A 25,834-nucleotide genomic window follows, 5' to 3' on the forward strand; every position below is an offset into this window, starting at 1 on the left:
CGCGGTGCCGCTGCACTGCTTATTTTTCACACATCATTCAAACCGGTTTGAAGGAGACACGATGCAAGCCCGGAACCACCGCTTTCCCCCTGATCCCTGGTGCCTGCGCGAAGATGCGCCGGATCCCGCCACGCATTTCCTGAACGAGACCCTGTTCGCCCTGGGCAATGGCTACATCGGCGTGCGCGGCACGGCGGAGGAAGGCTGGAGCGGCCCGGGCGGCACGTCGCGGGACGGGACCTACCTGAACGGCTTCTACGAATCCGAATCGATCCATTACCCGGAAACGGCTCATGCACTGGCGAAGACCAACCAGTTCATGCTCAATGTGCCGAATGCGAAGGGCATTGCGATCTGGGTCGAGGAGGAACGCTTCGACCCGCTGCAAGGCAGGCTGGAAAATTACCAGCGTTCGCTGGACCTGCGCCGGGGCGTGCTGGAACGCTCGCTGACATGGACCTCGCCCTCGGGCCGGTCGATCGCGCTGCGCAGCCGCCGCCTGGTATGCCTCGACAACCGGCACCTGCTGGCATTCGAGGTGGAAGTCACGCCGCTGAACTTTTCCGGCACGGTGCGCATCGTGTCGTCGCTCGATGGCGCCGTGCAGAACCTGGAAGCGGGCGACGATCCCCGCATCGGTTCGGCCGTTTCCGGCGCTTCGCTGCAATTGCTGTCGGCGGAACAGGAAGGCGACTTCTGCGCGCTGGTGCAGCGCACCCGCAACAGCGGCTTCATGCTGGTCAGCGCCACGCTGACCGAGGTGGATGGCAAGGGCACGGTGGAAGCGCAATGCAGCCGCGACGGCCTGCGGCTGGAGCAGACGTATGCGCTGCCTGCCGTGCAGGGCGAGAAAATCACCGTGCGCAAGTACGCGTGCTACCACACGTCGCGCGATTATCCGGAAGACGAACTGCTCACGCGCAGCTGCGACGTGCTGGAAGTGGCGCTGCGCGGCGGGTTCGACGTGCTGGCCGCCCGCCAGGCCGCGTACCTGGCCGATTTCTGGCAGCAGTCCGACGTGGAAATCGATGGCGACGACCTGCTGCAGCAGGGGATCCGCTTCAACCAGTACCACCTGCTGCAATCGGTGGGACGCGACGGCAAGACCAACATCTCCGCCAAGGGCGTGACGGGCGAAGGCTACGAAGGCCATTATTTCTGGGACACGGAAATCTACATCTTCCCCTTCTTCCTGTACAACAAACCGGAGATCGCCCGCGCGCTGCTGGAATACCGGTGGGCGGGCCTGGAATCGGCGCGCCGCCGCGCGCGCCAGATGTCGCACCCGAAGGGCGCGCTGTACCCGTGGCGCACCATCGCCGGCGAGGAATGCTCGGCCTATTTCCCGGCCGGCACAGCGCAGTACCACATCAATGCCGACATCGCCTATTCGATCCGCCAGTACCTTGATGCGACGGGCGACGACGCCTGGCTGCGCGCCCACGGCGCGGAAATCGTGATGGAAACGGCGCGCATCTGGACCGGCATCGGCACCTACGACCGCCACGGCAGCTTCGTCATCAACGAGGTGACAGGGCCGGACGAGTACACGGCCCTGGTCAACAACAACTACTACACCAACGCGATGGCGCAGGCCCACCTGGAGTTCGCCGCCGCCATCGCCGCCCGGCTTGCCGGCGAATTCCCGGAAGATTACGCCCGCATCGCGCAATCGATGGACCTCGCTCCGGGCGAGCCGGAGGAATGGGCCAACGCCGCGCGGCTGATGCTGCTGCCCTACGACACCGCACTGCAGATCCACGAGCAGGACGACAGTTTCCTGTCGAAGAAGCGCTGGGACTTCGCCAACACGCCGCCGGGTAATTACCCGCTGCTGCTGAACTACCACCCGATGGTGATCTACCGTCACCAGGTGTGCAAGCAGGCCGACGTGGTGCTGGCGCTGCTGCTGCTGTCGGCCCGCTTCGGGCAGGACGACAAGCGGCGCGACTTCGACTACTACGAAGCCGTGACCACGCACGACTCGTCTCTGTCGTCGTGCATCTTCTCGATCATTGCCGCCGAAGTGGGCTATGCCGACAAGGCCTACGACTACTTCATGGAAACGGCCCGCCTCGACCTGGACGACACGCACGGCAACACCTGCCACGGCGTGCACACGGCCGCCATGGCGGGCACCTGGCTGGGCGTGGCGTACGGCTTCGGCGGCATGCGCACCGATGGCGGCAGCCTGCGCTTCGCCCCCACGCTGCCGGCGCGCTGGCAGGGCTACCGCTTTCGCATCCAGCTGCGCGGCTGCCTGCTGCAGGTCGGCGTGAATGGCGCCGGCACCACCTACCGGCTGGTGCAGGGCGAAGCGCTGCAGTTCACCCACCATGGCAAGCCGGTCGCGCTGACCGCCGCCCAACCCGAACACCAGGAGGCCGCATGAACCCCGGAACCCCGCGTAACCTGAAGGAATTCAAGGCCGTGATCTTCGACCTCGATGGCGTGATCACCGATACCGCCCGCTACCACTACCTGGCCTGGAAGCGGCTGGCCGAGGCGCAGGGCGTGCATTTCGACGAAGCGTTCAACGAGCACCTGAAAGGCATCGACCGGATGGGATCGCTCGACCTGATCCTGGCCTCGTCCCCCCGCGGTTACACCGCCGAGGAAAAGCTGGCGCTGGCCACGGAGAAGAACGAGCATTACAAGGAGCTGATCGCCACGATGTCGCCGGCCGACCTGCTACCCGGCGCCATCGAGGCGCTCGACGCATGCCGGGCGGCCGGGTTGAAGATCGGCCTGGCTTCCGTGAGCCGCAATGCGTTCACGGTGCTGGACAGCCTGGGCATCACCGGCAAGTTCGATTACGTGGTCGACGCCGGCACGATCGCCCGCGGCAAGCCCGATCCGGAGATTTTCCTGAAGGCGGCGCGCGAACTGGGCGTGGCGCCGCCCGAGTGCTTCGGCGTCGAGGATGCGGTGGCCGGCGTGGCGTCGATCAAGGCGGCGGAGATGTACGCGATCGGGGTCGGCGATCCCCGGGTGCTGGCGGAAGCCGACATCGTGATCCCGGACCTGACGGCGTTTTCCCTGGCTTGACCACAATAAAATCATAACCGCCGGGAGGAGACACCATGCAACGCCGCCGTATCCTGTTCATCCTGTTCCTGATTTACTTCGTGTTCGCGATCCTGCTCAACAGCGTGGGCACCGTGATCCTTCAGGTCATCAACAACTACGGCGTCGGCAAGTCCGCCGCCAGCGTGCTGGAAGGGTTCAAGGACCTGCCGATCGCGATCGTGTCGTTCCTGGTGGCGTCGTTCCTGCCGCGGCTGGGCTACAAGCGCGCCATGCTGGCCGGGCTGGCGATCGTGACCGGCGCATGCCTGGCGATGCCGCTGGTGCCGGGGTTTGCCACCGCCAAGCTGCTGTTCCTGTGCGTGGGCGTGGCGTTCGCGCTGGTGAAGGTTTCCGTCTACTCGACGCTGGGCCTGGTCGCCACGGGCCGCAAGGAGCACGCCGGCATCATGAACACGCTGGAAGGCTTCTTCATGGTGGGCGTGCTGTGCGCCTACTGGGTGTTCAGTTTCTTCATCGATTCGGCCAACCCGCGTTCGCAAAGCTGGCTGAACGTCTACTGGCCGCTGGCGGCGCTGTGCGCGCTGACGTTCATCCTGCTGCTGGGCACCCGTTTCGACGAGCGGCTGGCCGCGCCGCCGGCCGGCAGCACGCCGGCGCAGGATTTCGCCGCCATGCTCAAGCTGTTCTTCAAGCCGCTGGTGTGCATCTTCGTGCTCACCGCCTTCCTGTACGTGCTGATCGAGCAGAGCGTCGGTACCTGGCTACCCACCTTCAACAACGAGATCCTCCACCTGCCGGCGGCCATGAGCGTGCAGGTCACCAGTATCTTCGCCGCCTGCCTGGCGATCGGGCGGCTGTCGGCCGGCGTGGTGTTGCGCCGCCTGCACTGGTACCCGGTGATGAATGGCTGCCTGGTCGGCATGGGCGCCGTGGTGCTGGTGGCGCTGCCGCTGACGCACGGCGTGGTGCCGGACCCCGGCATCACCTGGTTCACGGCGCCGGCGGCCACGTTCCTGTTCCCGCTGATCGGCCTGTTCATGGCGCCGATCTATCCGGGCATCAACTCGGTGATGCTGAGCTCCCTGCCCCAGCACCAGCACGCGCCGATGACGGGGCTGCTGGTGATCTTCTCGGCGCTGGGCGGCACCACGGGATCGCTGATCACCGGCTACGTGTTCGGCGCCTTCAGCGGCCATTTCGCGTTCTACCTGACCCTGGTGCCGATCGCCGTTGTGCTGGTGATGCTGTTCTTCTTCCGCCGCGCGGTGGAAGGCGCCAACGGCGGCGGCGGCGCGCAGGCCTCCGCTATAATCGGCGGCCAGTCGCACTGACTTCGGCACTGATTTCCGCCCTGCTCTTCCCTGCCGCCGCATGAACCTGAAAGCCCTGGCCGACACGCTCGGCATGTCGAAGACCACCGTCAGCCGCGCGCTGAACGGCTATCCGGAGGTGTCCGAGGCCACGCGCCAGCGCGTGCTGGCCGCGGCCGCCGCCAGCGGCTACCGGGCCAATCCCGTGGCGCGCCACCTCGCCGTGGGCCGCAGCAACGTGCTGGGCATCCTTTACCCGCTGCTGCCGGCCGACCTGGGCGATCCGATGTTCCTCGACGTGGTGGGCGGCATCTCGGGCGCGCTGGAAGCGGCCGGGATGAACTTCATCATCGCGCCCGTGTCGCCCGCGAATGAACTGCCTTCCTACCAGCAGATGGTGCTGGGCCGGCGCGTGGACGGCCTGATCGTCAGCCGCACGCTGGTGGACGATCCGCGCATCGCGTTCCTGTCGGAAGCGGGGTTCCCGTTTGTCGCGCATGGGCGGACCGATGCCAGCGCCCATCATGCATGGTTCGACTACGACAACGCGGCGGGCATCCGCCTGGCGCTCGATGCGCTGATGGCGCAGGGGCATCGCCGCATCGCCCTGCTCGGCTCGCCCCAGACGCTGAACTTCGCGCGGCAGCGGCGCGACAGTTTTCTTGATTGCTTCAGCCGTGCCGGGCTGGCGGTCGATCCACGCTACCTGATCGAATCGGCGATCGACCGGCGCAGCGGGTATGGGGCGATGCAGCAATTGCTGGCCTGCGCGGAGCGCCCGACCGCCGTGATCGTGGACAACCACCTGTCCGGCGTGGGCGCAGTGCGTGCGCTGCTCGATGCCGGGATTCAGATTGGCCGCGACATGTCGCTGGTGGTGTGGGGACGGATGGCCGATGCGCTGGCCGGGCTGGATGTCGCGACCATCGACCAGCCCGATGCGCGGGCGGCCGGCGCGAAGATGGGAGCGATGCTGCTGGCACTGCTGGAGGGGGCGCCGGCGGCATCGTTGCAGGAACTCTGGCAGCCCGTGCTGCTGCCGGGGGCGTCGATCGGGCGTCGTCCGGACTGAAGGCAAGGCAGCGTCAGATGGCGCTCGGCAGCTTTTCGATCTGGCGTTCGCTGACGACGGTGAAATCCGCGAGCGATATGCTGGCCTGCCAGATGGCGGTATCGCGTTGGAACAGGACGCTTACACGTCGTCCATCCACCACCCGGTGGGACAATACCCGCGCGACGTCCTTCAGCACCGGTGTAAAGCCGCTGCCGTCCGGCCGTGAAAATCCAACGGCAAGCTGGCTGTCCTTGTGCTTGACGTTACTGCCCGGCTGGTGCGCCGAAAACTCGACATAGAGCGCCAGCGTTGGCAGGTCCTTCCGGGATTGCGCGCTTTCCTGGAGCTGCTCCACGACCGACACCACGTTCTTGTGGTCCTTGAACAGCCAGCGCGCGGGTTTGTCCATGGTGCTGACAAACAGCACATTTCTGGTTTGAAAATTGCGTCCGGAATATTTACCATCCCCAGCGTCGATGGTCAGCCGGATCATTTCGGTATCGGCCATATTGATCTGTTCGGCCTCCTGAAAGCTCAGCGCAACAGCTTTTCCCGTTTCCATCGTCTGGTCTTCGACCTTCACCACGCCCGGTCGTTCATCCGGCCCGTTGCTCCAGAATAGGTAGGCGATCACCGCCGCGCCAGCGAGCAGGCCCAGCAGCACGAGCAGGCTGAGCACCCGGTTGACGGTGACGAAAATGCGGTCTGATCTGGTTGGTGGTGCGGGGGCTGGCATATTTACTCGCTTTGAAAGTTAACAACTGAGTACCATCCGCGTGATTATGATGGATTTGATAACTTTCGCGCAGGGCCTGGCCTTAGGGAGGCATTAAATGCCGATGCTACCAGGGGGAAGCGGCAAGACGCGCGCCGGCGCAATGCAAAAAGGGCCACATGCGATGCATGTGACCCCTTTCGATTGCTATGCGATTCTGGTGCCGGCTGCCGGTTTCGAACTGGCCACCTGATGATTACAAATCAACTGCTCTACCAAATGAGCTAAGCCGGCGTGATCTGGACAGCGAAGATTATACGCTATTTGATCCTGGTGAGGGTGGGCCGGCCGCCCTTCTTGGGACCATCGCCGCCATCATCCGGGCCATTGTCGTCGGAGCGCGACGGTGCGGGCACAGGCGCGGGCGAGGAAGACGGCGACGGCACGGAAGACAGCGTCGGCGCCGGAGGTTCCGCGGTAGGGGCCGGCACAGGCGACGACGAAGACTGCCCCAGCACCGGCTCGAACGCCATGCCCTGCCCGTTCTCGTTCGCGTAAATCGCCATCACGTTATTGACGGGCACGTAGATCTCGCGCGACACGCCGCCGAAGCGGGCATTGAAGCGGATGCTGTCGTTGTCCATCTTCAGGCCGGAGGTGGCGCCGTAGCTGATGTTGAGCACGATCTCGCCCTTCTTCACGTACTCCATCGGCACCGTGGTCGCGGAATCGACTTTCACCGCCAGGTACGGCGTGTAGCCGCAATCCGTGCACCATTCGTAGATGGCGCGCAGCATGTAGGGCTTGGTTGAAATTTCTGCCATGACTATTCTTCGAAAGCCGGCGCCCCTACGGCGGCGCCGGTGTTGCGTGAGCTTGTGTGAAGCGGCCGCGAACCTGCCGCGGATTCGCCCCGGATTTATCCGATCAGCGGCGCATCACTTTCTCGGACGGCGTCAGCGCTTCGATGTAGGCCGGACGCGAGAAGATGCGTTCGGCGTACTTCATCAGCGGCGCGGCGGTCTTCGACAGTTCGATGCCGTAGTGATCGAGGCGCCACAGCAGCGGCGCCACGGCCACGTCGAGCATCGAGAATTCGTCGCCCAGCATGTACTTGTTCTTCAGGAACAGCGGCGCCAGCGTGGTCAGGCGGTCGCGGATTTCGGCGCGGGCCTTGTCGTGGCTCTTGTCGTTCGTCTTGTTGCGCTCGCTTTCCAGCGTGTGCACGTGCACGAACAGTTCTTTTTCGAAGTTGAACAGCATCAGGCGGGCACGGGCGCGCATCAGCGGGTCGGCCGGCATCAGTTGCGGGTGCGGGAAGCGCTCGTCGATGTACTCGTTGATGATGTTCGATTCGTACAGGATCAATTCGCGTTCGACGAGAATGGGCACCTGGCCGTACGGGTTCATCGTCGAGATGTCTTCCGGCTTGTTGAACAGGTCGACGTCGCGCACTTCGAAATCCATGCCTTTTTCAAACAGGACCAGGCGGCAACGCTGAGAAAATGGGCAGGTGGTGCCCGAGTAGAGAACCATCATGTTGGTAGTTCCTTAAGAAAACAAAGGGGGCGAGACCGCGAACGGTTCACCCCAGTTGGCCGCGCGGCAAGGGATAGCGCGCGGAGCAAAGACGAGACCTTACCAAAATCGGCAAGCAGAAATCAAATTTTTATTTGACTTCTTTCCAGAAGGAGGCATTCAGGCGCCAAGCCAGGAAGGCGAAGGCCGACAGGAACAGCAGTACCGCCACGCCCAGGCGCTTGCGCGTCTGCTGGGCCGGCTCCGCCATCCACTCCATGTAGCCGACCAGGTCCGCCACCGCGGTGTCGAATTCGAGCTTGCTCATGGTACCGGGCGTGATCTGCTGGAAGCCGGCGAACTTGTGCACTGTCTTGCCGGCATCGTGCGGATCCTTCTCGTCCACCCATTTCGCCCCCTGCACGCCCTGCAGCTGCCACAGCACATGCGGCATGGCCACGTTCGGGATCACCAGGTTGTTGAAACCGGTCGGCCGGGTGTCGTCCTTGTAGAAGGTGCGCAGGTAGGTGTACAGGTAATCGCCGCCGGAGCCGGCCGGGCCCGACTTCGCGCGCGAAATCACGGAAAGATCGGGCGGCACCACGCCGAACCAGGCCTTGGCATCCTTGGCCGGCATTGCCGTGGTCATCAGTTCGCCGACTTTTCCGCCGGTGAACAGCAGGTTGTTGCGGATCTGGTCTTCCGACAGGCCGATATCGCGCAGGCGGTTATAGCGCATCGACGATGCGTTATGGCAATTCAGGCAGTAATTGACGAACAGCCTGGCGCCGTTCTGCAATGCCGCCATGTCATGCGAACGGTCCGGCGCCCGGTCCAGCGGATGGCCGCCTTCGGCCCCGATGGCCAGGGCCGGCAGCAGCGTCAGCAGAGCGAGAAACTTCTTCGTGAAATTCATCATTCGTGTCCTTTGCCAGATGGGCCGGGTTCAGTGTGCATGGAAGACGACGCGATCGGGCACCTTCTTGAAGGTGCCCATCGTGCTCCACCACGGCATCAGCAGGAAGAACGCGAAGTAGTACAGCGTGCCCGCCTGCGACACGATCGTCTTGATCACCGAAGGCGGTTGCGTGCCCAGGTAACCCAGCGCCACGAACGTGAGCGCCAGCAGCGCGTACAGGACCTTGTGCCAGGTCGGGCGGTAGCGGATCGACTTCACCGGCGAATGGTCCAGCCATGGCAGGAACGCCAGGATCACGACCGAACCGCCGAAGAACACCACGCCCCAGAATTTCGCATCGAGCACCTGCGGCAGCATGCCGATGATGGCCACGATGGCGATCACGGCGATCACGGCCTTGGTGCGGAACGCCAGCTTCGACTTCAGCCACAGGAAGCTCACATAGGCGGCCACCGCGACCATCAGCACCCACATGAAGTCGGCGGTGACGGCGCGCAGCACCGAGTAGAACGGCGTGAAGTACCAGGTCGGCGCGATGTGCAGCGGCGTTTTCAGCGGATCGCCCGGCAGGAAGTTGTTGTACTCCAGGAAGTACCCACCCATTTCCGGCGCGAAGAACACCACCGCCGAAAAGATCAGCAGGAACACCGACACGCCGAACAGGTCGTGAACCGTGTAATACGGATGCGACGGGATCGAATCGAACGGGTGGCCGTCCGGCCCCAGGTTTTCCTTGACCTCGATGCCGTCCGGGTTCGACGAGCCCACTTCGTGCAGCGCGATCAGGTGCGCCGCTACCAGGCCCAGCAGCACCAGCGGGATCGCGATCACGTGGAACGCGAAGAAGCGGTTCAGCGTGGCATCGGACACCACGTAGTCGCCGCGGATCCACAGCGACAGGTCGGGCCCGATCAGCGGGATGGCGCCAAACAGGTTGACGATCACCTGCGCGCCCCAGTAGGACATCTGTCCCCATGGCAGCAGGTAGCCGAAGAACGCCTCGGCCATCAGGCACAGGAAGATGGCGAAACCGAACAGCCAGATCAGTTCGCGCGGCTTGCGGTAGGAACCATACAGCAGCGCCCGCGTCATGTGCAGGTAGACGATGATGAAGAATGCCGAGGCGCCGGTGGAGTGCATGTAGCGCACCAGCCAGCCCCACGGCACTTCGCGCATGATGTACTCGACCGAGGCGAACGCCAGGTTGGCGTCCGGCTTGTAGTGCATCGTCAGGAAGATGCCCGTCACGATCTGCAGCACCAGCACCAGCATGGCCAGCGAGCCGAAGATGTACCAGAAGTTGAAGTTCTTCGGTGCGTAGTAGCGGCCCCACTGGTCGTTCCACAGCTTGGTCAGCGGAAAGCGGTCGTCGACCCAGCCCAGCGCCTTTTGTGCCGCCGGCGCATCGGCCGGCAGTTTCGTCTCCTTGAACGCGCCCATGTTATGCCTCGCCTTTCTCGTCTTTGCCGATCAGGATGCGGGTATCGCTCAGGTACATGTGGCGCGGCACCACCAGGTTGTCCGGCGCCGGCTTGTTCTTGAAGACGCGGCCGGCCAGGTCGAACGTGGAACCGTGGCAGGGGCAGAAGAAGCCGCCGGCCCAGTCGTCGGGCAGCGATGGCTGCGGGCCGGGGGCGAACTTGGTGGAGGGGGAGCAGCCGAGGTGGGTGCAGATGCCGATGGCAACCAGGTATTCGGCCTTGCGGGCGCGCGCCTCGTTGATGCAGTACTCGGGCGTGAATTCGTCGGGATTGCGCTTCGAGGCGGGATCGGCCACCTGGCCATCCGTCTTCTTCAGCGAAGCGAGCATTTCAGGGGTGCGGCGCAGCACCCAGACCGGCTTGCCGCGCCATTCGACGGTGACCATTTCACCAGGGGCAAGGGAGGAAATATCGACTTCGACCGGTGCGCCTGCGGCCTTGGCGCGCTCGGAAGGTTGAAACGTGCTGACCAAGGCGCCTGCCGTGCTGATGCCTATCACGCCACCCGCGGCGCAGGTGGCCACTAACAGACCTCGCCGGCTGGGATCGACCTGCTTCTCAATGCTCATACAAACCCCAATCTTATAAAAATTCGAATATTTGTAAAGCGACAACAGACCTCTAGCAACACAAAATTATAAGTGAACATAAACGCTTATTGAAGCGAAACGTTGCAATAGTAAAAATAGTCACCATGTTGCAGCGCACTGCAAACACGGGTCAAACGCTTGGGTCAGGCGTTGAAAAAACAGTATCATCCTCCGGTAACTACCACTACAGGAGGACGGCATGGCGATGATGAACGAATTCAAGCAATTTGCGATGCGGGGCAACGTGATCGACCTGGCGGTCGGCGTGATCATCGGCGCCGCTTTCGCCAAGATCGTCGATTCGCTGGTGCAGGACATCATCATGCCGCCCATCGGCAAACTGATCGGCGGGCTCGATTTCGCCAACTATTACCTGCCGCTCAATAACCAGGACCCGAACCTGCCGCTGCTCGAAGCGAAGAAGCTCGGCGCGGTGCTCGCCTACGGGAATTTCCTCACCATCCTGTTAAACTTCCTCATCCTGGCATTCGTGATTTTCCAGATGGTGCGGCTGGTACAAAAGGCCCGTAATCGCCTGGAACAACCCGGCAAGGCGCCCGAAGCGGCACCGCCGGCGGAAGACGTGCTGCTGTTGCGCGAAATCCGCGACGCCCTGAAAAAATAACCGAGCGGCCACGAGCCGCCATCATGTAGGAACGCCATGCAGCGACTGTGGTTATTGTTTGCGCAAGCGGTGACCATCGTTCTGGCACTGTACTTTGTTTATTCGGCGGTGCAGCCGAAGTGGCCGCCCGCGCGCCCCGGCACCGTGCAACAGCTCGGTACCCCGACGCAGCCGGCCTCGGCGATGGTGGCGGCACCCGCGCCCACGCCGAACTCGTTCCGCACCGCTGCGGGCCGGGCGATGCCGGCCGTGGTCAACATCCTCACGTCGAAGGCGTTGCCGCAAAAGCACCCGCTGATGCGCGATCCGTATTTCCGGCGATTCTTCGGCGACCGCGACAACGACAGCGAAGAGGAAGAGGACGATCCGAACAGCCTGGGCTCGGGCGTGATCGTCAGCCCGGACGGCTATATCCTCACCAACTTCCACGTGGTGGAAGCGGCCGACGAGATCGAGGTGGTGCTGGCCGATGGCCGCAAGGCTTCCGCCAAACTGGTGGGCACGGATCCGGAAACGGACCTGGCCGTCATCAAGATCGACCTGAAGCAGCTGCCCGCCATCATCCTGGGCAACGTGGAGGGCGCCAAGGTGGGCGACGTGGTGCTGGCGATCGGCAATCCGTTCGGCGTTGGCCAGACAGTGACGATGGGCATCATCTCCGCGCTGGGCCGCAACAACCTGCACATCAACCATTTCGAGAACTTCATCCAGACCGACGCGGCGATCAACTTCGGCAACTCGGGCGGCGCGCTGATCGATACCAACGGCAACCTGCTGGGCATCAATTCGGCGATCTATTCGCAGACCGGCGGCTCGGTGGGCATCGGTTTCGCGATCCCGGTCAGCACGGCGAAGACAGTGATGGAATCGATCATCAAGAGCGGCCACGTGGTGCGCGGCTGGATCGGCGTGGAGTCGCAGGAAATCACGCCCGAGCTGGCGCAAAGCTTCGGCCTGCAGCGCGACAGCGGCGCGATCATCGCCGGCGTGGTGCGCAACGGCCCGGCCGACAAGGCCGGCATGAAGCCGGGCGACATCCTGGTTTCCGTCGACGGCAAGGCGGTGCGCGACACCAACGAGATGCTGAACCTGATCGCCCAGCTGCAGCCGGGCGGCAAGGCCACGATGCGCGTGCTGCGCAAGAACCGCGAATCCGAACTGGCCATCACGGTGGGCAAGCGCCCGGTCCCGAAAAAGTAAGCCGACAAAGTAAGCCGACAAACAAGCGAAATCAAGAGAACCGAATGCACCTGCGTGACCTGAACGGCTACCTGCAAGAGCTGGCCGAGAACAACAACCGCCCTTGGTTCGTGATGAACAAGCCGCGCTACGACATCCTGCGCGAGGAATTCCTGGAACTCGTCACGCAAGTGATCGTCGAGGCGGGAAAGTTCGACCGCGAGGTCAAGTTCTGCAACCCGAAGAAGGCGATCTTCCGCATCAACCGCGATGTGCGCTTTGCCCACGACAAGAGCCCGTACAAGACGAACTTCTCGGCCGCTCTCGCCCCGAGCGACCTGCGGCGCCCGAGCCAGTCCGGCGGCCCCACCTATTACTTCCAGCTCAACGGCCACGGCCAATTGCAGTTCGGCGCCGGCGAATACATGCCGCCGCCGCACCGGCTGCGCGCATTGCGCCGGCACATGGTGGAAGACGCGGCGGGATTTCGCAAGGCACTCAATAGCCGCGGGCTGAAGGCCACCTACGGCACCATCCAGAACGAAGGCAAGCTGCAACGCCCGCCCAAGGGGTTCGATCCCGAACACGAACATATCGAGTTCATCAAGCTGAAGAGCTTTTTCGTGTGGACCGACGTGGACCTGGACCTGAACGATCCGGATGCGCTGCTGCCGCTGATCGCCGGCGGCTTCAAGGATGCGCTGCCGCTGGTGCAGTGGATGCGCGCGGCCAGGGTGGACGAGGAAGACCAGGCGGCATAGCGGCGCAGGAAGGGCGGCGCGCTGCCGTCACCTTCCCTGCAGCCAGTCCTCCAGGAACTCGACGCATACGCGCAGCCTGGCGGACGTGGACAGCCGCGACGGGTAGATCGCCCACACGTCCGCCGGCTGCTCGTAGCCCGGCAGCACGCGCACCAGCTCGCCCCGTTCGATCGACGGCCCCACGTCCCACACGGAGCGCAGGATGATGCCGTGGCCATCGAGCGCCCAGCCATGCACCACTTCGCCGTTGCTGGCCGACAGCGGGCCGCGCACCTTCACCGTTTCCAGCCCGTGCGGGCCCCGCAGGGTCCAGCGGCCGAAATCCTCGTTGCGCTCGCGGATCACGATGCAGCGGTGTGCCGCCAGGCCGGCCAGCGTGTCCGGCGTGCCGTGTTCCGCAAGGTAGGCCGGCGCGGCGCACAGCACGCGCGCGTTCGAGGCGATGCGGCGCGAAATCAAGTGCGGCTCGTGCGCCCGGCCCACGCGGATATCGAGATGAAAATCCTCGGCGATCAGGTCCACCGAACGGTCCAGCAATTCCAGCTGGATTTCCAGCGCCGGATAGCGCTTCGCCAGCGCGGACAGTGCCGGCGATACGCGGTTGCGGCCGAAGCCGGAACTGGTGCAGATGCGCAGCAGGCCGGCGGGCGCCATCTTTTCCGTCGATACCGCTTCGCCCATCTGTTCCACGTCTTCCAGGATCCGCAGTGCCCAGCCGTGCACCACGCTGCCTTGCTCGGTCAGCGTCACGGTGCGGGTGGTGCGATGCAGCAGCCGCACCCCCATCGCATACTCCAGCATCCCGATGCGCTTGCTGACGAAGGCGTTGGAGACGCCGAGCGCGCGGGCCGTGGCGGCAAAACTCTTCAGGCGCACCACGCCGGCGAACAGCTGGAGGTCGTCCAGCTCGGGCATATTCTTCACGATTCGTGCACAGTGGAGTGACGGAATTGCCGATTATATCCATTCCGTAAAGACGGTATGCTGGACGAATTCGATCGACACCTGACAGGAGACCATATGGATACGCAACGCATCGCCGTCATCGCCGGCGACGGCATCGGCAAGGAAGTGATGCCCGAGGGCCTGCGCACGCTGCGCGCCGCGGCAAAACGCTTCGGCCTGCCGCTGGAATTCACCACGTTCGAATGGGCCAACTGCGACTACTACCGGCAGCACGGCAAGATGATGCCGGACGACTGGTTCGCCCAGCTGAAGGACTTCGATGCCATCTACTTCGGCGCCGTGGGCTGGCCGGACACCGTGCCCGACCACGTGTCGCTGTGGGGTTCACTGATCCAGTTCCGCCGCCAGTTCGACCAGTACGTGAACCTGCGCCCGGTGCGGCTGATGCCGGGCGTGCCGTGCCCGCTGGCGAACAGGCAGCCGGGCGACATCGATTTCTACGTGGTGCGGGAAAATACCGAGGGCGAGTACTCGTCCGTCGGCGGCCGGCTGTTCGAAGGCACCGAACGCGAGACGGTATTGCAGGAATCCGTATTCACCCGCAAGGGCGTGGACCGCATCCTGAAATATGCGTTCGAGCTGGCGCAGTCGCGCCCGAAAAAGCACCTGACCTCGGCGACGAAATCGAACGGCATCGCGATCAGCATGCCTTACTGGGACGAGCGCGTGAAAGCCATGGCGCCGTCATACGACGACGTGCAGTGGGACCAGTACCACATCGACATCCTCTGCGCGCGCTTCGTGCTGAGCCCCGAGCGCTTCGACGTGGTGGTGGCATCGAACCTGTTCGGCGACATCCTCTCCGACCTGGGCCCGGCCTGCACGGGCACGATCGGCATCGCGCCATCGGCGAACCTGAACCCGGAGCGCACGCTGCCATCGCTGTTCGAACCGGTACACGGCTCGGCGCCGGACATCTTCGGCAAGAACATCGCCAACCCGGTGGCGATGATCTGGAGCGGCGCGATGATGCTGGACTTCCTCGGCAACGGCGACGCGCGCTTCAAGGCGGCGCACGACGCGATCATGGCCGCCGTCGAGCAGGTGCTGCGCGACGGACCGCACACGCCGGACATGCGCGGCACTGCCGACACCACGCGCATGGGCGAAGCGATCGCCGCGCTGATCTGAACGTGCCGGGCTGAACATACACGGCTGGCTGTACCGGCCTGGATGTCCCGGCCCGCCGCGGATGCCGTTCATCTCGCGGAAAATGCAGTTCGTCGCATCCGCATGGTGGAAGAACCGCGTCCTCCCTATAGTTCAATCAACGCAGCACAACATCAACGGAACCTCAACTGATCGAACCAAGGGAGCACGTCATGAACATCGCCAAACACATGGAAACCATCTTCCTCGCCACCCTCGTCCTGATCGGCGCAACCGGCATCGCCACGGCCGCCGTCTCGAAATACCAGCGCGTGGCACCGGAGCCGAAGGTCTATGCCGTGGCAAGCGAGGGTGCGCCGATGGCGGTCGTGAAGGTGACGGCGAAACGCCTGACCGCCGCCGAAAAAGCGGCGCTGTAATTTCACCGCCACGCGAGCGGCTGGAGAGCCTGGCGAACCAGTCGTTCCATCCAGCGATGCCGGGCCACGCAAACCGGCATCGAGCCGGCATTGAGCCGGCAATGCGCCGGCAATGCGCCGGCAATGCGCCGGCAATGCGCCGCAATCCTGCGGTACCCGGCCCCCTGCATGGCCGGTGCAGGATGCCGACACGATCACCCGTGTCAGGGGGCCTGCAAGGTGCCCTGCGCGGATATTTTCCCGGCATGCACGATGTCCGGGCGCTGGTCCCGGCCCAGCACGATGCGCAGGTCGGCCATCGCCGTGCCGTTGCCCGGCATGGCGCGTGGCGCCGGCAAGCCGAGACGTTGTGCCAGCGCCAGCGCCCTGGCGGCCACGGCCGCATCCGCGCCATTCCTGTACTCGATGCGTGTCGCCTGCACGGCAAAGGGCTTCACATTCGACAGCCGGACCGACTTCCATTGCGGCCCCCCGAGCCGGCGCGCCCATGCGGCGGCCATGCCGCGCACGCCATTGCCGTTGCTGATTTCGAGCCGCATGCCGGCCTCGCCGCTCGCCGGTGCGCCGGGTGCCGCGAGAGGCAGCGAAGCCACGGAAACCACGGACGCCAAGGAAGGCACGGAGAACACGGGAGTCATCGCGGGTGCGGCCGGAGCAGCCACGCGGCGCAGCTCGAACACGGCACCGACCTGCCGCACTTCGGTGCGCATCATGTCCGCCGGCCAGGGCGTGGCGCGCCGTACTGGCTCCGATGCCGGCCCCGATGCCGGCGCCGAGGCCGGTGCCGGTGCCGACGTCGGTGCCGGTGCTGGCGCCAGCGCGGCCGGGGCAGCCGTCCCGGTCATCGCATAATCCTGGCCGATATCGTGGGTGCGCAGCATGCGCGCCTGTTTCATCATCTGCAGCGCGCGGTCGGTCTGGCCCAATGTTTCCAGTACGGCGGCCAGGTGCTCCCAGGCGAGCGGCCGGTATGGATCGAGCACGCAGGCCTGCTCCAGCATCGCCAGCGCTTCTTCCCGCTTGCCCTGCAGGTGCAGCGCGTAGCCGAGATTACCCAGCAGGAAGGCACGCTCCGCGGCGGGCAGCGCCTCGCCTTCTTCCACCAGCGTGCGCCACAGCGCGATCGCCTTGCCATACTCGCCTTGCCCGGCCAGCAGCACGGCCATGCCATTGCGGGCGGCGGCATGGCGGGGATCGCGCTGCAATGCCTGCTCCCATGCCCGGCGCGCCTGCGCAAGGCGTTGCGCGGCGTGTTCGGCGCGGCCGAGCGCATAGTATGCGTCGGCGCTGGCGAATGGTACCGGAGCCTTCACCGGCTGCGCGCCGCAGGCGATCAGCAGCGCGCTGGCGCATGCCGTACTCACCATTTTGCCTGTCATCTTCATGCCGTCTCCTCGTCAAGATTGCTCAGCGCTCGCCGCTCATCGCAGGCAGCACCACCGTCATCAGCTGGATCGCCGCCGGTCCCGCGAGCACCACCATCAAGGTGGGGAACATGCAGAAGATCAGCGGGAACAGCAGTTTCAGGCCGATCTTCGCCGCGGCCTCTTCGGCCATCAGTGAACGCTTCAGCCGCAGGTTGTCCGCATGCACGCGCAACGAATCGCCCATGCTGGTACCGAAACGCTCGGCCTGGATCAGCATCGCCACCAGCGAATCGACATCGTCCACGCCGCTGCGCAAGGCGAAATTGCGCAGCGCCTTTTCCTTCGAGAAGCCGGCACGCATTTCCATCAGCACCAGTTGCAGCTCTTGCGCCAGGACGGCGCTCTTGACGTCGATCTCGGCCGCCACCTTCGTCATCGCACGTTCCAGCGACAAGCCCGCCTCCACGCATACGGTCAGCAGGTCGAGCGCATCCGGCACATTTTCGAATACCTCGCGCTTGCGCCGTTCCGCAGCACGCGAAAGCGCCACGTTCGGCAGGTAATAGCCAATGCCGGCGCTGACGAGCAGCAGGGACAGCAGGTTGTCGGGCACCATGCCGCCCGACGTGCCGGCTGCCAGCGCGATGATCGCGGGAATACCCAGCGCCAATGCGGTCTTCGCGGCGAAATACAGCGTGGGCGCCGTGGGATTGCGCCAGCCGGCATTGATGAACCTCGTTCGCAGCGGCGAGCGCTCCCAGCCTTCTTCCGGCAGCGACAACTTCGTCAGCGGCTTGGCGGCGCGTGCCACACGCTCGATCCATTCGCCATTCTTTGCTGCCGGTTCGGGCTTGTCGGTGTCACGGCTCATGCGCAGCCGCTGCCGCAGCGGAATCGGCGAAAAGATCGCCACCGCGACCAGTGCGACCGCCGCAACCACCAGGAAAACGATCAGCAGGAATGCAATCTGTGCGTTGTTCATACCCGTATCCTCACCATCTTGCGCATCCACAGGATGCCGAACACCATCGCGCCGGCCGAGCCCCATAGCATCTGGGTACCGGGCTCGGTGGTCCATAACACACTGATATACTCCGGGTTGACGAGGCTCATGAAGACCAGCATGATCAGCGGCAGCAGGCCGAGGATCCAGGCCGACATGCGGCCCTCGGCCGACAGCACGCGGATCTGTCCCAGCAGCTTGAGCCGGGCACGCGTGAGCCGGCTGACATTGGCCAGCAACTCGGCCAGGTTGCCGCCCGATTCGCGCTGGATCAGCACGGCCAGCACGAAGTAGCGCAGGTCGGTCAGCGGAATGCGGCCGGCCATGTTGTGCAGCGCTTCATTCATCGGCACGCCGTAGTTGATTTCCTCATAGGTTGCCTTGAACTCGGCGCAGAGCGGTTCGGGAATCTCGTCGCCGACCATTTTCAGCACATTGGAGAACGAATGCCCGGCGCGCAGACCACGCGCGAGAAAGTCCGCTGCCTCGGGCAGCTGCTGCTCGATCTTTTTCAGGCGCTTGCCGCGCAATTTCACCAGCAGGCCATATGGCGCCACGAGCGCCAGCGCCAGCAGCGCGAGTACCGCCGGCACCGGCAACGGCATGATGGCGGCCAACAGCAGCGCCCCCAGCAGCAGCCCCGCCGAACCCCCCAGGAACTGCGCGACCTGCCAGCGTACGCCGGCCTGCAGCAGCAGCCGGTCGACGGCGGCCAGTTGCGGGATCCGGCGCAGCCATCCGTCCAGCTCGGGCGAGGCGGCATACTTGCGCTGCTTGAGGATGCTGATGCGTTCGCCGCCCTCCCTGCGCCCGGCCATCAGGTCGAGCCGCCGCGCGATACGGCGCGCGCTGCCGCCGTGGCTGGTGCTCCACCACAGCCACGCACCTTCCACCATGAAGATCACGGCGGCGAAAACCAGCACCGCGAATGCGGTGAAGACGATATCCACGGCGCTCTCCTATTCGAACACGCGGTCGGGATCGAACACGCTGTCGGGCACGGGTACCCCGAACATCCTGAGCCGCTCGGCGAAGCGGGGCCGCACACCGGTGGCGTAGAAATGACCTTGCACCTTGCCGGCGGCATCGACACCCGTCTGCTCGAAGTGGAAGATTTCCTGCATCGAGATCACCTCGCCTTCCATGCCCGTGACTTCCTGCAGGCTGACGAGCTTGCGCGCGCCATCGGTGAGACGGGACACCTGCAGTACGACGGTGATGGCGGAAGCGATCTGCTGCCGTGCCGCGCGCGGCGTCAGGTTCACGCCTGACATGCCCACCATGTTTTCCAGCCGCGTCAGCGCGTCGCGCGGCGTGTTCGAGTGGATCGTCGCCAGCGACCCTTCGTGGCCCGTGTTCATCGCCTGCAGCATGTCCATCGCTTCGGCGCCGCGCACCTCGCCCAGGATGATGCGGTCGGGCCGCATCCGCAACGCGTTGCGAACCAGCGCGCGCTGGTTGACCTCGCCCTTGCCCTCGATGTTCGGCGGGCGCGTTTCCAGCCGCACCACGTGCGGCTGGCGCATCGCCAGCTCGGCGGCATCCTCGATCGTGACGATCCGCTCGGACGGCGGGATATAGCCGGACAGCACGTTCAGCAGCGTGGTCTTGCCGCTGCCGGTGCCGCCCGAGATCAGGATGTTGATCTTCGCGTGGCCCAGCGCCTGCAGCACCTGCATCATCGGCGGCGTGAGGCTCTTCAGTTCGATCAGGTTCTGTATCGTCAACGGATTGGCCGAGAAACGCCGGATCGACAGGATCGGGCCATCCACCGCCAGCGGCGGAATGATCGCGTTGACCCGTGAACCATCCGGCAGGCGCGCATCGACCATCGGGCTCGATTCGTCCACGCGCCGGCCCACGCGCGACACGATCTTCTCGATGATCTTCATCAGGTGGGCATTGTCGGTGAATGTCACGTCCGTCAGTTCGAGCCGGCCGCCCCGCTCCACGTAGACCTGTTTGCAGGTATTGACCAGGATGTCCGAAATACTGTTATCGGACAACAGGCGCTCCAGCGGGCCGAAGCCCAGCATCTCGTGCTGGATGTCGAGCACCAGGTGGTGCCGTTCGGCCTGGTTGAGCACGATGCGCTCGTCCTCGATGATGCGCTGCACCAGCAGCGCCAGCTCGTGCTTGAACTGCTCGGCCGTCAGCCGCTTGAGGCGTTCGAGGTCGATGCGGTCCAGGATCAGCTGGTGCATCGTGGCCTTCAGCTCCTGGTAGGCGGCCTGCGACTGCACTTGCAGCGTGGCGCCATTGCCGCGGGCCTCTTCCGCCAAAGCCAGGCGTTCGCGCAAACTCATGATGTGATCCTTTCAGGTTTCTGGCCTGCATCGCTGCGGCCGAACAGGCGGTCGAACAGGCCCTTGGTTTCGGTGACGCGGCGCGCCGTCACCAGCTCGACCAGGTCGGCCAGGCTGCGGGCAACCGCGCTGCCGCGCGACAGCTGCAACACGGGAATGCCCTGGTTGACCGAGTCGGTGGCCGACGCGTAGTCGTTCGGCATCGTGTGCATCACTTCCGCGCCCAGCGCATGCTCCAGGTCGGACAGGCGCAGCTTGCCGCCCTTCTCATAGCGGTTGACGATCAGCCGCGTGCGCTCGGCCGGATAGCCCAGCGAGCGGAAGATATCGAGCAGCCGGCGCCCGTCCCGGATATCGGGCAGCGCCAGCTGCAGCACCGGGTAGATCGCATCGGCGCTGTCCAGCGCGCGCAGCGACAGCGCATCGATCTGGCGGCCCATGTCCAGCAGCACGTAGTCGTAGTGCTTGCGTGCCACGCGCAGGATCGTGTCCATGTGCTCCGGCTTCATGTCCACCACGTGGGCCGGATCGTCGGCGCCGGCCAGGACGCCGAAGTTGGGCGTCACATGCACCAGGCAGGATTCCAGGAAGGCGCCATCCATGCGGCCGATCTGGGCGCAGATATCCGACAGCGTCATCGTCGGTTTCTGGTCGGAGACATACAGCGTGGCGTCGCCGAACTGGCCATGCAGGTCGATCAGCAGCACTTTCTTTTCCGCCAGGGCACCCAGCGCGTAGCCGAAATTGGCGGCGATGAACGTGGCGCCGCTACCGCCCTTGCAGGATATGAACGCGAACACCTTGCCGTCGCGCATGCGGGTGACGCCCGACTCGATTTCGATCCGGTCGATCGCTTCATGAAACGCGCGGTGCACGAGCGGCAGCTGCAGCACTTCGCGGATGCCGGTCCGCATCGCGCGGATCAACAGGTCCTGGTGCGCCTCGCGCGCCAGCAGCATGAACCGGGCTTCCGGATACAGGCGGGCCAGGCGCTCCACCATTCCCCATTCGCCGGGTTCCACGCCGCTGGCGTCGAAAATCACCAGATCGGGCGGTTCGGGAAGAATCCGGTCGGTGGCGTCGCGCAATCCCTGGCGCGATGCGACGAGCTGCACTGCCGGCAGCCGGGCGGAACCCTGCGCGGCGATTTCGGCGTGCAGCAGGCTATCCTTGCTGATCATGAGGGCTTTCATGGCGAACTTTCCTATTGTTTAGAGACAGTTATTCACGCCCGGCCGGTAGCCGAGCGTTTCAGCCTTGACGACGGTGGCCGCCATCGGCACGGGCCCGGCCATGCCGGGCAGCAGGCCCGTCATCGGCTGGTGGGCCAGCGGCGTGCATGCGCCGCTGGCGTCGCTGCAAATGCTGGCCCGCACGAAGCGAATGCAGGATGCGCCGGAAGGGTCTTGCATGCAGTTGCGGATGTTTTCGACCGGACAGGCCGGCATCGACCCGGCCCCGATCGCCGTGCCGTCGGCACGGAGGTATTCGATCCGCACTTGCGCGGGCCCGAGGTTGGGCGCCAGTACCAGGGGGCCATCGTCGCCGGCATTGCGGAACAGGGCGTGCCGCCTGACCACCGCCAGGTCGGCCGCGACGGAAAAATCCGTCATCGCCGCGGCGCGCGCGGCCTGGCGCGTCACTTCCTGCACGGTGTTGGACACGAAGAGCATGCGCGCCACTTCCATCGTGCCGAACATCATCACCAGGAACATCGTCATGCATAGCGCCAGTTCGACCATGAGCGCACCGCCCTCGCGGCGCAGCGGAGCGTGGGCAAGGTGTTCAGGGCACATAATCGAGCTCGCTGTCGAAGTCGAGGGCCGCGCCTTCCCGGAGACCGAGAAGATCGAACGTGTACCCGTCGTTGAAAATGGTGTCGGCGAATTCGGTGCGTGCCGTGACCGTGACCTGGGTAAGATTCGTGATCCCGCAAGCACCATTGTTGCACCTCGCTTCCACGGTATCCCCCGGCACGATGTCGATTCCGGAGGATCGCGCCGCGGTATTGACCAGGGCACTTCCGGCCTCTCTCATGCGAGTGGCAGCACCGGTGCCGCTCACCTGTTCGATCGGCCGCGCAGCGATGATGCGCGCCGCGTTGTACACGCTTTTCTCCATCGCGATCAGGTGCCACGTGAACCGCCCGAACAGCACGATCGTGGCGAGGACCAGCATGCCGAGGCTCATTACCACCGCCAGCTCGATCGCGGCGGTGCCGCGCTCGCGGTATCTTGAAACGTTCATCGGAACACCTCCACGTTGCTGTCGACTTCTTCTTCCCGCACAACGCCGGCGAACTCGCCAGGCACCTCGCCGGCGCTGGCCCTGGCGGTCAGGAAAAACCGGCCATAGGCCAGCACCCGCGCGCGCGGCGCCGCGCCGGCGGGCGCCGCGGCGGCGCAATCGAGCAGCGGGATCAATAGCAGCCGCCGCCCCCGGCGCCAGGGATCGGCACCGGAAATGTGGTGCGCCGACGCCGCGCTCATGTACGGCGTCTGGGTAGCCCATTTGCTGGGTATCGCCGTGGCGCCGGGATACAGCTTGGCCCAGTCGGTCATGGTGAAACTGCCGCCGATGGCACCGCCGGGCTGGCTGGCGGAGGTCCACTTCGCCGTACCGTAAGCCCACAGGCTGCCGTATGCGTTTGCCGCGACCGGCTGGCCCGGTGGCAGATCGGCGACGGTTGCCAGCCTGCCGTCGGCCGTGGAAGACTGGGCGCTGGCGCCGAGCTGGGTTCCCTGCCAGCCGGGCGACTGGAACTCCCGCACGTTGCGGTCGTTCGGCGCGCCCTCCGCGCTGCACAGGTTCGCGAACTGGCTGAAGCGCGTGTTGAGCTGGTTTGCCAGCGCGAACGCGTCGCCGCCCTTTTGCAGGTGCAGCTGCCCGCTGCCGATGCCGCTATAGCCCAGCTTGCCAGCGCACATGAAGGGACCAAGCGCATTCCAGTCGCCGGCCGTGGCAGCCCCACTGGGAGGTGTCACTGGGTTGACCAGGTAATACGCATGCGTTGTGGCGCGCGGATTCAGGCGCAGCAGGTTATAGGTCACGCCATAGCGGAAGCCGTACGTCACCACTTCGGAGGTCGCCGCGGAGAACGCACGTGTGCCGTTCGGCGTTTCCGAGAGCGCACAGATGGCCAGCGGCGTGGCGTTCAGCATCGTGGGGCCGGCCACCGCCACGGCCCCCACGCCGATGCCCGCGCCGGAGCCGAACATGGCCATCAGGATGGGCTGCAACTGGTGAACGGCATTGTCGAGCGCGCTCATGTCGAACCGCGCATACGTGATCCCGGCCGGTGCGGCTCGTACCTCGGCGGCTGTCATCCATGCGCCAGGGGCCGCATCCGGACTGGCGGAAAAACGCAGCGCGCTCCCCTGCGTACCCGCGTTCCAGGGCAGCCGCCCTTCGATACCGAGACGCTTGGTGCCGGCGATGGCGAGCGCGGAAGCCATGGCCGCGTCCACGCCGCCCGACGTGCCATTGAGCTGCTGCGCCGCGGCCAGTGCGATCGCATCGGCCGCGTTCTGCAACTGCACCTTGCGGTAATACACCAGGCCCAGGTCCGTCACCAGGCCGGCAAAGCCCAGTATGATCATGAGCATGAAGGCATACATGATCAGGATCGCGCCGCCCTGGCGCGCCCGCGCGGCGCCTGGTGGAAGGCGCAATCCGCAGCGCACGCTCATTTCGCACCGCTGACGCCGATGGTGAACACGCTCGAGGGCGGCGGCGGCTCGGTGAACGATTTCTGGTAGCGCTGCTGCGACGCGGCGGCGGCCTGGCCGTCGATCCCCGCCACCGGCCGGCGATCCCGCGCGGCTTCGGGGTTGATGATCTGCTGGGCGAACGCGGCACGGGTCGCGTCGCCGAAGCGCGCATCCCATTGCGGCGTGCGCGAGACGCAGCCGGCAGTCGCGCAGGCGAGCATGGCAATGATGAAGTACGGTTTCATGGGTTCTCCTCACTTCAGCTGGAAGCCGGACGATGCCGCCGGCGCCGGGGTTGTCGCTGCGGGCGCACGCCCTTCCATTTTCCCGTTGATGAACAGTCCGCCCCGGCCGGCGGGCTGCAGTGCATCGGTGGGCAACGCGTGGCCGGGCGGCAGCGGCTTGACCAGGTGCGCCGTGACGACGAACAGCAGTTCGCTGCGGTCGTTCTGGAAGTCGGTGCTGCGGAACAGCGTGCCGAGTACCGGCACTTCGCCCAGCGCGGGCAGCGCATTGATGTTGCTGACCTGGTTATTGCGGATCAGGCCGCCGATGGCGAAACTCTGCCCGTCGAACAGCTGCACCGTGGTGGTGGCGCGCCGCGTGGTAATCACCGGCATGATGGCGCCGCCGGTGATGCCGTTGGCGGAAATGCCGATGCCTTCGCGCGACAGCTCCGAGACTTCCGGCGCCACTTTCAGGTTGATGCGTCCGCCCGCCAGTACTGTGGGGGTAAAGCGCAGGCCCACGCCGAATTCCCTTTCTTCCAGCGAGATCCTGTTGTTGTCCTGTGCCACGGGGATGAAGATCTTGCCGCCGGCCAGGAAGCTGCCTTCCTGGCCGCTGATCGCCATCACCGTGGGTTCGGCCAGCAGGCGCACCAGGCCGTCATTGCGCTCCCCATCGATCTGCAACTGCGTGCCCGCCGCCTTGAACAGGTTGATGCCGCCCTTCAGTGAACCGGTAAGGAAATTGGACAGCAGCGACGTGGTCCATTCCCCGCCATGCTTGCGGATGGCGGTGCCGGCTTCGAGCTTGTCGAGCAGACTCTTCGATACCTCGGCGATTTTCACCTCCAGCATGACCTGCTGCGGCGAACTCACGCCCAGCAGGTTGACGATGCGCGCACCGCCCGCGCTGGCCTGGCTCGTGCTGGCCAAGCTCGCACTTTCCTCGCCGGCCTTGCCGGCGGCAACCGGCTTGGCGGGCCGGCGCACATAGGCCTGCGCCAGTTCCAGCACGCGTGCCAGCGTGCCGCCATCGGCGACCGTGCCGCTCAGCACCAGCGTATCGGCGGCGGCCGTCACCTTGATGTCCTGCTCTTCCGGCAGCACCGAAGCCAGCGTGGCACGCAGGCCCGTGACATCCATCGCCACGTTCACTTCGATCACGCTGCAGTTGCCGCTTTTTCCCTGCACGATCATGTTGGTGCTGCCGACATCGACGCCCACCAGGTACAGCGTTTCCGGCGCCACCAGCATGGCCTGCAGCACGGCCGGATTGCCGACGCTGCGGTTGACGACGGGTTCGGGCAGCCGCATCAGCGTGGACTTGCCGATCTGCAGGTCGAGCTGGCCGGGCGCCGCTGCCTGGCCGCGGCAGCGCGGGCCTTCCGTCCGTTCCACCGGTGCCGGCTTGCGCGGCTCGACCGGTGCGGCGGCCGGGCTAGCCGGGGGAGTCAGGGTAAGGACCGGGGCCGGCGTGGCAGCGCCTGCGGTGCGGGCCGCCAGCATGCAGGCGAGAATAATCATTGGACAGTTTTTCATGATGG

Annotated in this window: 26 protein-coding genes and 1 tRNA gene; 9 read left to right on the top strand and 18 right to left on the bottom strand. The window is 65.1% G+C overall.

The window, feature by feature from the left end:
• Positions 1–61: 61 nt before the first annotated feature.
• Genes GJV26_RS12270 through GJV26_RS12285 form a run of 4 tightly spaced genes read left to right on the top strand, consistent with a single transcriptional unit; the run spans position 62 to position 5,412 of the window.
• Positions 62–2,392, top strand: a complete 2,331-nt coding sequence (locus tag GJV26_RS12270; RefSeq protein WP_155709059.1) for a glycoside hydrolase family 65 protein — start codon at positions 62–64, stop codon at positions 2,390–2,392.
• Positions 2,389–3,048, top strand: a complete 660-nt coding sequence (pgmB, locus tag GJV26_RS12275) for a beta-phosphoglucomutase (RefSeq protein ID WP_173346192.1) — start codon at positions 2,389–2,391, stop codon at positions 3,046–3,048. Before GJV26_RS12270 ends, pgmB begins: the two co-directional genes overlap by 4 nt.
• A gap of 35 nt (positions 3,049–3,083) precedes the next feature.
• Complete coding sequence (locus GJV26_RS12280; protein ID WP_155709060.1) at positions 3,084–4,361, top strand: MFS transporter; 1,278 nt, start codon at positions 3,084–3,086, stop codon at positions 4,359–4,361.
• 40 nt (positions 4,362–4,401) lie between these two features.
• Positions 4,402–5,412, top strand: coding sequence for a substrate-binding domain-containing protein (locus tag GJV26_RS12285; RefSeq protein WP_155709061.1), 1,011 nt, complete (start codon positions 4,402–4,404; stop codon positions 5,410–5,412).
• A gap of 13 nt (positions 5,413–5,425) precedes the next feature.
• Here GJV26_RS12285 and GJV26_RS12290 read toward each other — a convergent pair whose 3' ends face one another.
• From GJV26_RS12290 to petA, 7 genes are all read right to left on the bottom strand, one after another.
• A complete protein-coding gene (locus GJV26_RS12290) occupies positions 5,426–6,130 on the bottom strand; it encodes a hypothetical protein (protein ID WP_155709062.1) in 705 nt (234 codons plus the stop codon).
• Between the two features lie 197 nt (positions 6,131–6,327).
• Positions 6,328–6,403 (bottom strand) — tRNA-Thr (locus GJV26_RS12295).
• 26 nt (positions 6,404–6,429) lie between these two features.
• Positions 6,430–6,933 (bottom strand): ClpXP protease specificity-enhancing factor, encoded by a 504-nt coding sequence (locus GJV26_RS12300; protein ID WP_155709063.1) that lies wholly within the window; start codon positions 6,931–6,933, stop codon positions 6,430–6,432.
• A 103-nt stretch (positions 6,934–7,036) separates the two neighbouring features.
• Positions 7,037–7,648 (bottom strand): glutathione S-transferase N-terminal domain-containing protein, encoded by a 612-nt coding sequence (locus GJV26_RS12305; protein ID WP_090436157.1) that lies wholly within the window; start codon positions 7,646–7,648, stop codon positions 7,037–7,039.
• A gap of 130 nt (positions 7,649–7,778) precedes the next feature.
• A complete protein-coding gene (locus GJV26_RS12310; protein ID WP_155712414.1) occupies positions 7,779–8,543 on the bottom strand; it encodes a cytochrome c1 in 765 nt (254 codons plus the stop codon).
• A 30-nt stretch (positions 8,544–8,573) separates the two neighbouring features.
• The gene (locus GJV26_RS12315; RefSeq protein ID WP_155709064.1) at positions 8,574–9,986 is read right to left on the bottom strand and encodes a cytochrome b; all 1,413 of its coding nucleotides are present in this window, start codon (positions 9,984–9,986) and stop codon (positions 8,574–8,576) included.
• 1 nt (position 9,987) lies between these two features.
• Complete coding sequence (gene petA / locus GJV26_RS12320; protein ID WP_155709065.1) at positions 9,988–10,596, bottom strand: ubiquinol-cytochrome c reductase iron-sulfur subunit; 609 nt, start codon at positions 10,594–10,596, stop codon at positions 9,988–9,990.
• Positions 10,597–10,816: 220 nt separating this feature from the next.
• On the opposite strand from petA, the gene mscL reads away from it, so the two are divergent.
• The 3 genes from mscL to GJV26_RS12335 are packed head-to-tail and all read left to right on the top strand — an operon-like array spanning position 10,817 to position 13,182.
• Positions 10,817–11,242 (top strand): large conductance mechanosensitive channel protein MscL, encoded by a 426-nt coding sequence (gene mscL, locus GJV26_RS12325; RefSeq protein ID WP_155709066.1) that lies wholly within the window; start codon positions 10,817–10,819, stop codon positions 11,240–11,242.
• Positions 11,243–11,278: 36 nt separating this feature from the next.
• Entirely contained in the window at positions 11,279–12,442 is a 1,164-nt protein-coding gene (locus GJV26_RS12330) for a S1C family serine protease (RefSeq protein WP_155709067.1), read from the top strand.
• Between the two features lie 44 nt (positions 12,443–12,486).
• Positions 12,487–13,182: a DUF2461 domain-containing protein gene (locus GJV26_RS12335; protein WP_155709068.1), complete on the top strand. Its 696-nt coding sequence runs from the start codon at positions 12,487–12,489 to the stop codon at positions 13,180–13,182.
• Positions 13,183–13,209: 27 nt separating this feature from the next.
• Here the strand turns inward: GJV26_RS12335 and GJV26_RS12340 are convergent, their stop codons facing one another.
• Entirely contained in the window at positions 13,210–14,106 is an 897-nt protein-coding gene (locus GJV26_RS12340; protein ID WP_189441832.1) for a LysR family transcriptional regulator, read from the bottom strand.
• 96 nt (positions 14,107–14,202) lie between these two features.
• On the opposite strand from GJV26_RS12340, the gene GJV26_RS12345 reads away from it, so the two are divergent.
• Positions 14,203–15,279: a tartrate dehydrogenase gene (locus tag GJV26_RS12345; RefSeq protein WP_155709069.1), complete on the top strand. Its 1,077-nt coding sequence runs from the start codon at positions 14,203–14,205 to the stop codon at positions 15,277–15,279.
• A 191-nt stretch (positions 15,280–15,470) separates the two neighbouring features.
• A complete protein-coding gene (locus GJV26_RS12350; protein WP_155709070.1) occupies positions 15,471–15,677 on the top strand; it encodes a hypothetical protein in 207 nt (68 codons plus the stop codon).
• A gap of 203 nt (positions 15,678–15,880) precedes the next feature.
• Here the strand turns inward: GJV26_RS12350 and GJV26_RS12355 are convergent, their stop codons facing one another.
• The 10 genes from GJV26_RS12355 to GJV26_RS12395 are packed head-to-tail and all read right to left on the bottom strand — an operon-like array spanning position 15,881 to position 25,829.
• Positions 15,881–17,062 (bottom strand): LytR C-terminal domain-containing protein, encoded by a 1,182-nt coding sequence (locus GJV26_RS12355; protein ID WP_155709071.1) that lies wholly within the window; start codon positions 17,060–17,062, stop codon positions 15,881–15,883.
• 22 nt (positions 17,063–17,084) lie between these two features.
• Entirely contained in the window at positions 17,085–18,026 is a 942-nt protein-coding gene (locus tag GJV26_RS12360; RefSeq protein WP_155709072.1) for a type II secretion system F family protein, read from the bottom strand.
• Complete coding sequence (locus GJV26_RS12365) at positions 18,023–18,997, bottom strand: type II secretion system F family protein (RefSeq protein ID WP_189441830.1); 975 nt, start codon at positions 18,995–18,997, stop codon at positions 18,023–18,025. The genes GJV26_RS12360 and GJV26_RS12365 overlap by 4 nt, the downstream gene beginning before the upstream one ends.
• A gap of 9 nt (positions 18,998–19,006) precedes the next feature.
• Positions 19,007–20,353: a TadA family conjugal transfer-associated ATPase gene (locus tag GJV26_RS12370; RefSeq protein WP_155709073.1), complete on the bottom strand. Its 1,347-nt coding sequence runs from the start codon at positions 20,351–20,353 to the stop codon at positions 19,007–19,009.
• Entirely contained in the window at positions 20,350–21,546 is a 1,197-nt protein-coding gene (locus GJV26_RS12375) for a CpaE/TadZ family protein (RefSeq protein ID WP_155709074.1), read from the bottom strand. The genes GJV26_RS12370 and GJV26_RS12375 overlap by 4 nt, the downstream gene beginning before the upstream one ends.
• Positions 21,547–21,564: 18 nt before the next feature.
• Positions 21,565–22,149, bottom strand: a complete 585-nt coding sequence (locus tag GJV26_RS12380) for a TadE/TadG family type IV pilus assembly protein (RefSeq protein WP_173346193.1) — start codon at positions 22,147–22,149, stop codon at positions 21,565–21,567.
• Complete coding sequence (locus tag GJV26_RS29790; RefSeq protein WP_173346194.1) at positions 22,139–22,600, bottom strand: TadE/TadG family type IV pilus assembly protein; 462 nt, start codon at positions 22,598–22,600, stop codon at positions 22,139–22,141. The genes GJV26_RS12380 and GJV26_RS29790 overlap by 11 nt, the downstream gene beginning before the upstream one ends.
• Positions 22,597–24,042, bottom strand: coding sequence for a pilus assembly protein TadG-related protein (locus tag GJV26_RS12385; RefSeq protein ID WP_155709076.1), 1,446 nt, complete (start codon positions 24,040–24,042; stop codon positions 22,597–22,599). Before GJV26_RS12385 ends, GJV26_RS29790 begins: the two co-directional genes overlap by 4 nt.
• Positions 24,039–24,308: a pilus assembly protein gene (locus tag GJV26_RS12390; protein ID WP_155709077.1), complete on the bottom strand. Its 270-nt coding sequence runs from the start codon at positions 24,306–24,308 to the stop codon at positions 24,039–24,041. Before GJV26_RS12390 ends, GJV26_RS12385 begins: the two co-directional genes overlap by 4 nt.
• Before the next feature lie 9 nt (positions 24,309–24,317).
• Positions 24,318–25,829, bottom strand: a complete 1,512-nt coding sequence (locus GJV26_RS12395) for a type II and III secretion system protein family protein (RefSeq protein WP_155709078.1) — start codon at positions 25,827–25,829, stop codon at positions 24,318–24,320.
• Between the last annotated feature and the right edge of the window lie 5 nt (positions 25,830–25,834).

Origin of the sequence: Pseudoduganella dura (assembly GCF_009727155.1) — a bacterium.
Classification (GTDB): Bacteria; Pseudomonadota; Gammaproteobacteria; order Burkholderiales; family Burkholderiaceae_D; genus Rugamonas; species Rugamonas dura.

Excerpts from the sequence above, each read along its gene's own strand:
- mscL (WP_155709066.1), top strand. The coding sequence starts at position 10,817 with ATGGCGATGATGAACGAATTCAAGCAATTTGCGATGCGGGGCAACGTG.
- GJV26_RS12385 (WP_155709076.1), bottom strand. The coding sequence starts at position 24,042 with ATGAGCGTGCGCTGCGGATTGCGCCTTCCACCAGGCGCCGCGCGGGCG.
- GJV26_RS12280 (WP_155709060.1), top strand. The coding sequence starts at position 3,084 with ATGCAACGCCGCCGTATCCTGTTCATCCTGTTCCTGATTTACTTCGTG.
- GJV26_RS12345 (WP_155709069.1), top strand. The coding sequence starts at position 14,203 with ATGGATACGCAACGCATCGCCGTCATCGCCGGCGACGGCATCGGCAAG.
- GJV26_RS12270 (WP_155709059.1), top strand. The coding sequence starts at position 62 with ATGCAAGCCCGGAACCACCGCTTTCCCCCTGATCCCTGGTGCCTGCGC.
- GJV26_RS12330 (WP_155709067.1), top strand. The coding sequence starts at position 11,279 with ATGCAGCGACTGTGGTTATTGTTTGCGCAAGCGGTGACCATCGTTCTG.
- GJV26_RS12355 (WP_155709071.1), bottom strand. The coding sequence starts at position 17,062 with ATGAAGATGACAGGCAAAATGGTGAGTACGGCATGCGCCAGCGCGCTG.
- GJV26_RS12300 (WP_155709063.1), bottom strand. The coding sequence starts at position 6,933 with ATGGCAGAAATTTCAACCAAGCCCTACATGCTGCGCGCCATCTACGAA.
- GJV26_RS12350 (WP_155709070.1), top strand. The coding sequence starts at position 15,471 with ATGAACATCGCCAAACACATGGAAACCATCTTCCTCGCCACCCTCGTC.
- pgmB (WP_173346192.1), top strand. The coding sequence starts at position 2,389 with ATGAACCCCGGAACCCCGCGTAACCTGAAGGAATTCAAGGCCGTGATC.
- GJV26_RS12335 (WP_155709068.1), top strand. The coding sequence starts at position 12,487 with ATGCACCTGCGTGACCTGAACGGCTACCTGCAAGAGCTGGCCGAGAAC.
- GJV26_RS12310 (WP_155712414.1), bottom strand. The coding sequence starts at position 8,543 with ATGAATTTCACGAAGAAGTTTCTCGCTCTGCTGACGCTGCTGCCGGCC.
- GJV26_RS29790 (WP_173346194.1), bottom strand. The coding sequence starts at position 22,600 with ATGAACGTTTCAAGATACCGCGAGCGCGGCACCGCCGCGATCGAGCTG.
- GJV26_RS12395 (WP_155709078.1), bottom strand. The coding sequence starts at position 25,829 with ATGAAAAACTGTCCAATGATTATTCTCGCCTGCATGCTGGCGGCCCGC.
- GJV26_RS12285 (WP_155709061.1), top strand. The coding sequence starts at position 4,402 with ATGAACCTGAAAGCCCTGGCCGACACGCTCGGCATGTCGAAGACCACC.
- GJV26_RS12290 (WP_155709062.1), bottom strand. The coding sequence starts at position 6,130 with ATGCCAGCCCCCGCACCACCAACCAGATCAGACCGCATTTTCGTCACC.
- GJV26_RS12305 (WP_090436157.1), bottom strand. The coding sequence starts at position 7,648 with ATGATGGTTCTCTACTCGGGCACCACCTGCCCATTTTCTCAGCGTTGC.
- GJV26_RS12375 (WP_155709074.1), bottom strand. The coding sequence starts at position 21,546 with ATGAAAGCCCTCATGATCAGCAAGGATAGCCTGCTGCACGCCGAAATC.
- GJV26_RS12370 (WP_155709073.1), bottom strand. The coding sequence starts at position 20,353 with ATGAGTTTGCGCGAACGCCTGGCTTTGGCGGAAGAGGCCCGCGGCAAT.
- GJV26_RS12315 (WP_155709064.1), bottom strand. The coding sequence starts at position 9,986 with ATGGGCGCGTTCAAGGAGACGAAACTGCCGGCCGATGCGCCGGCGGCA.
- GJV26_RS12380 (WP_173346193.1), bottom strand. The coding sequence starts at position 22,149 with ATGTGCCCTGAACACCTTGCCCACGCTCCGCTGCGCCGCGAGGGCGGT.
- GJV26_RS12390 (WP_155709077.1), bottom strand. The coding sequence starts at position 24,308 with ATGAAACCGTACTTCATCATTGCCATGCTCGCCTGCGCGACTGCCGGC.
- petA (WP_155709065.1), bottom strand. The coding sequence starts at position 10,596 with ATGAGCATTGAGAAGCAGGTCGATCCCAGCCGGCGAGGTCTGTTAGTG.
- GJV26_RS12360 (WP_155709072.1), bottom strand. The coding sequence starts at position 18,026 with ATGAACAACGCACAGATTGCATTCCTGCTGATCGTTTTCCTGGTGGTT.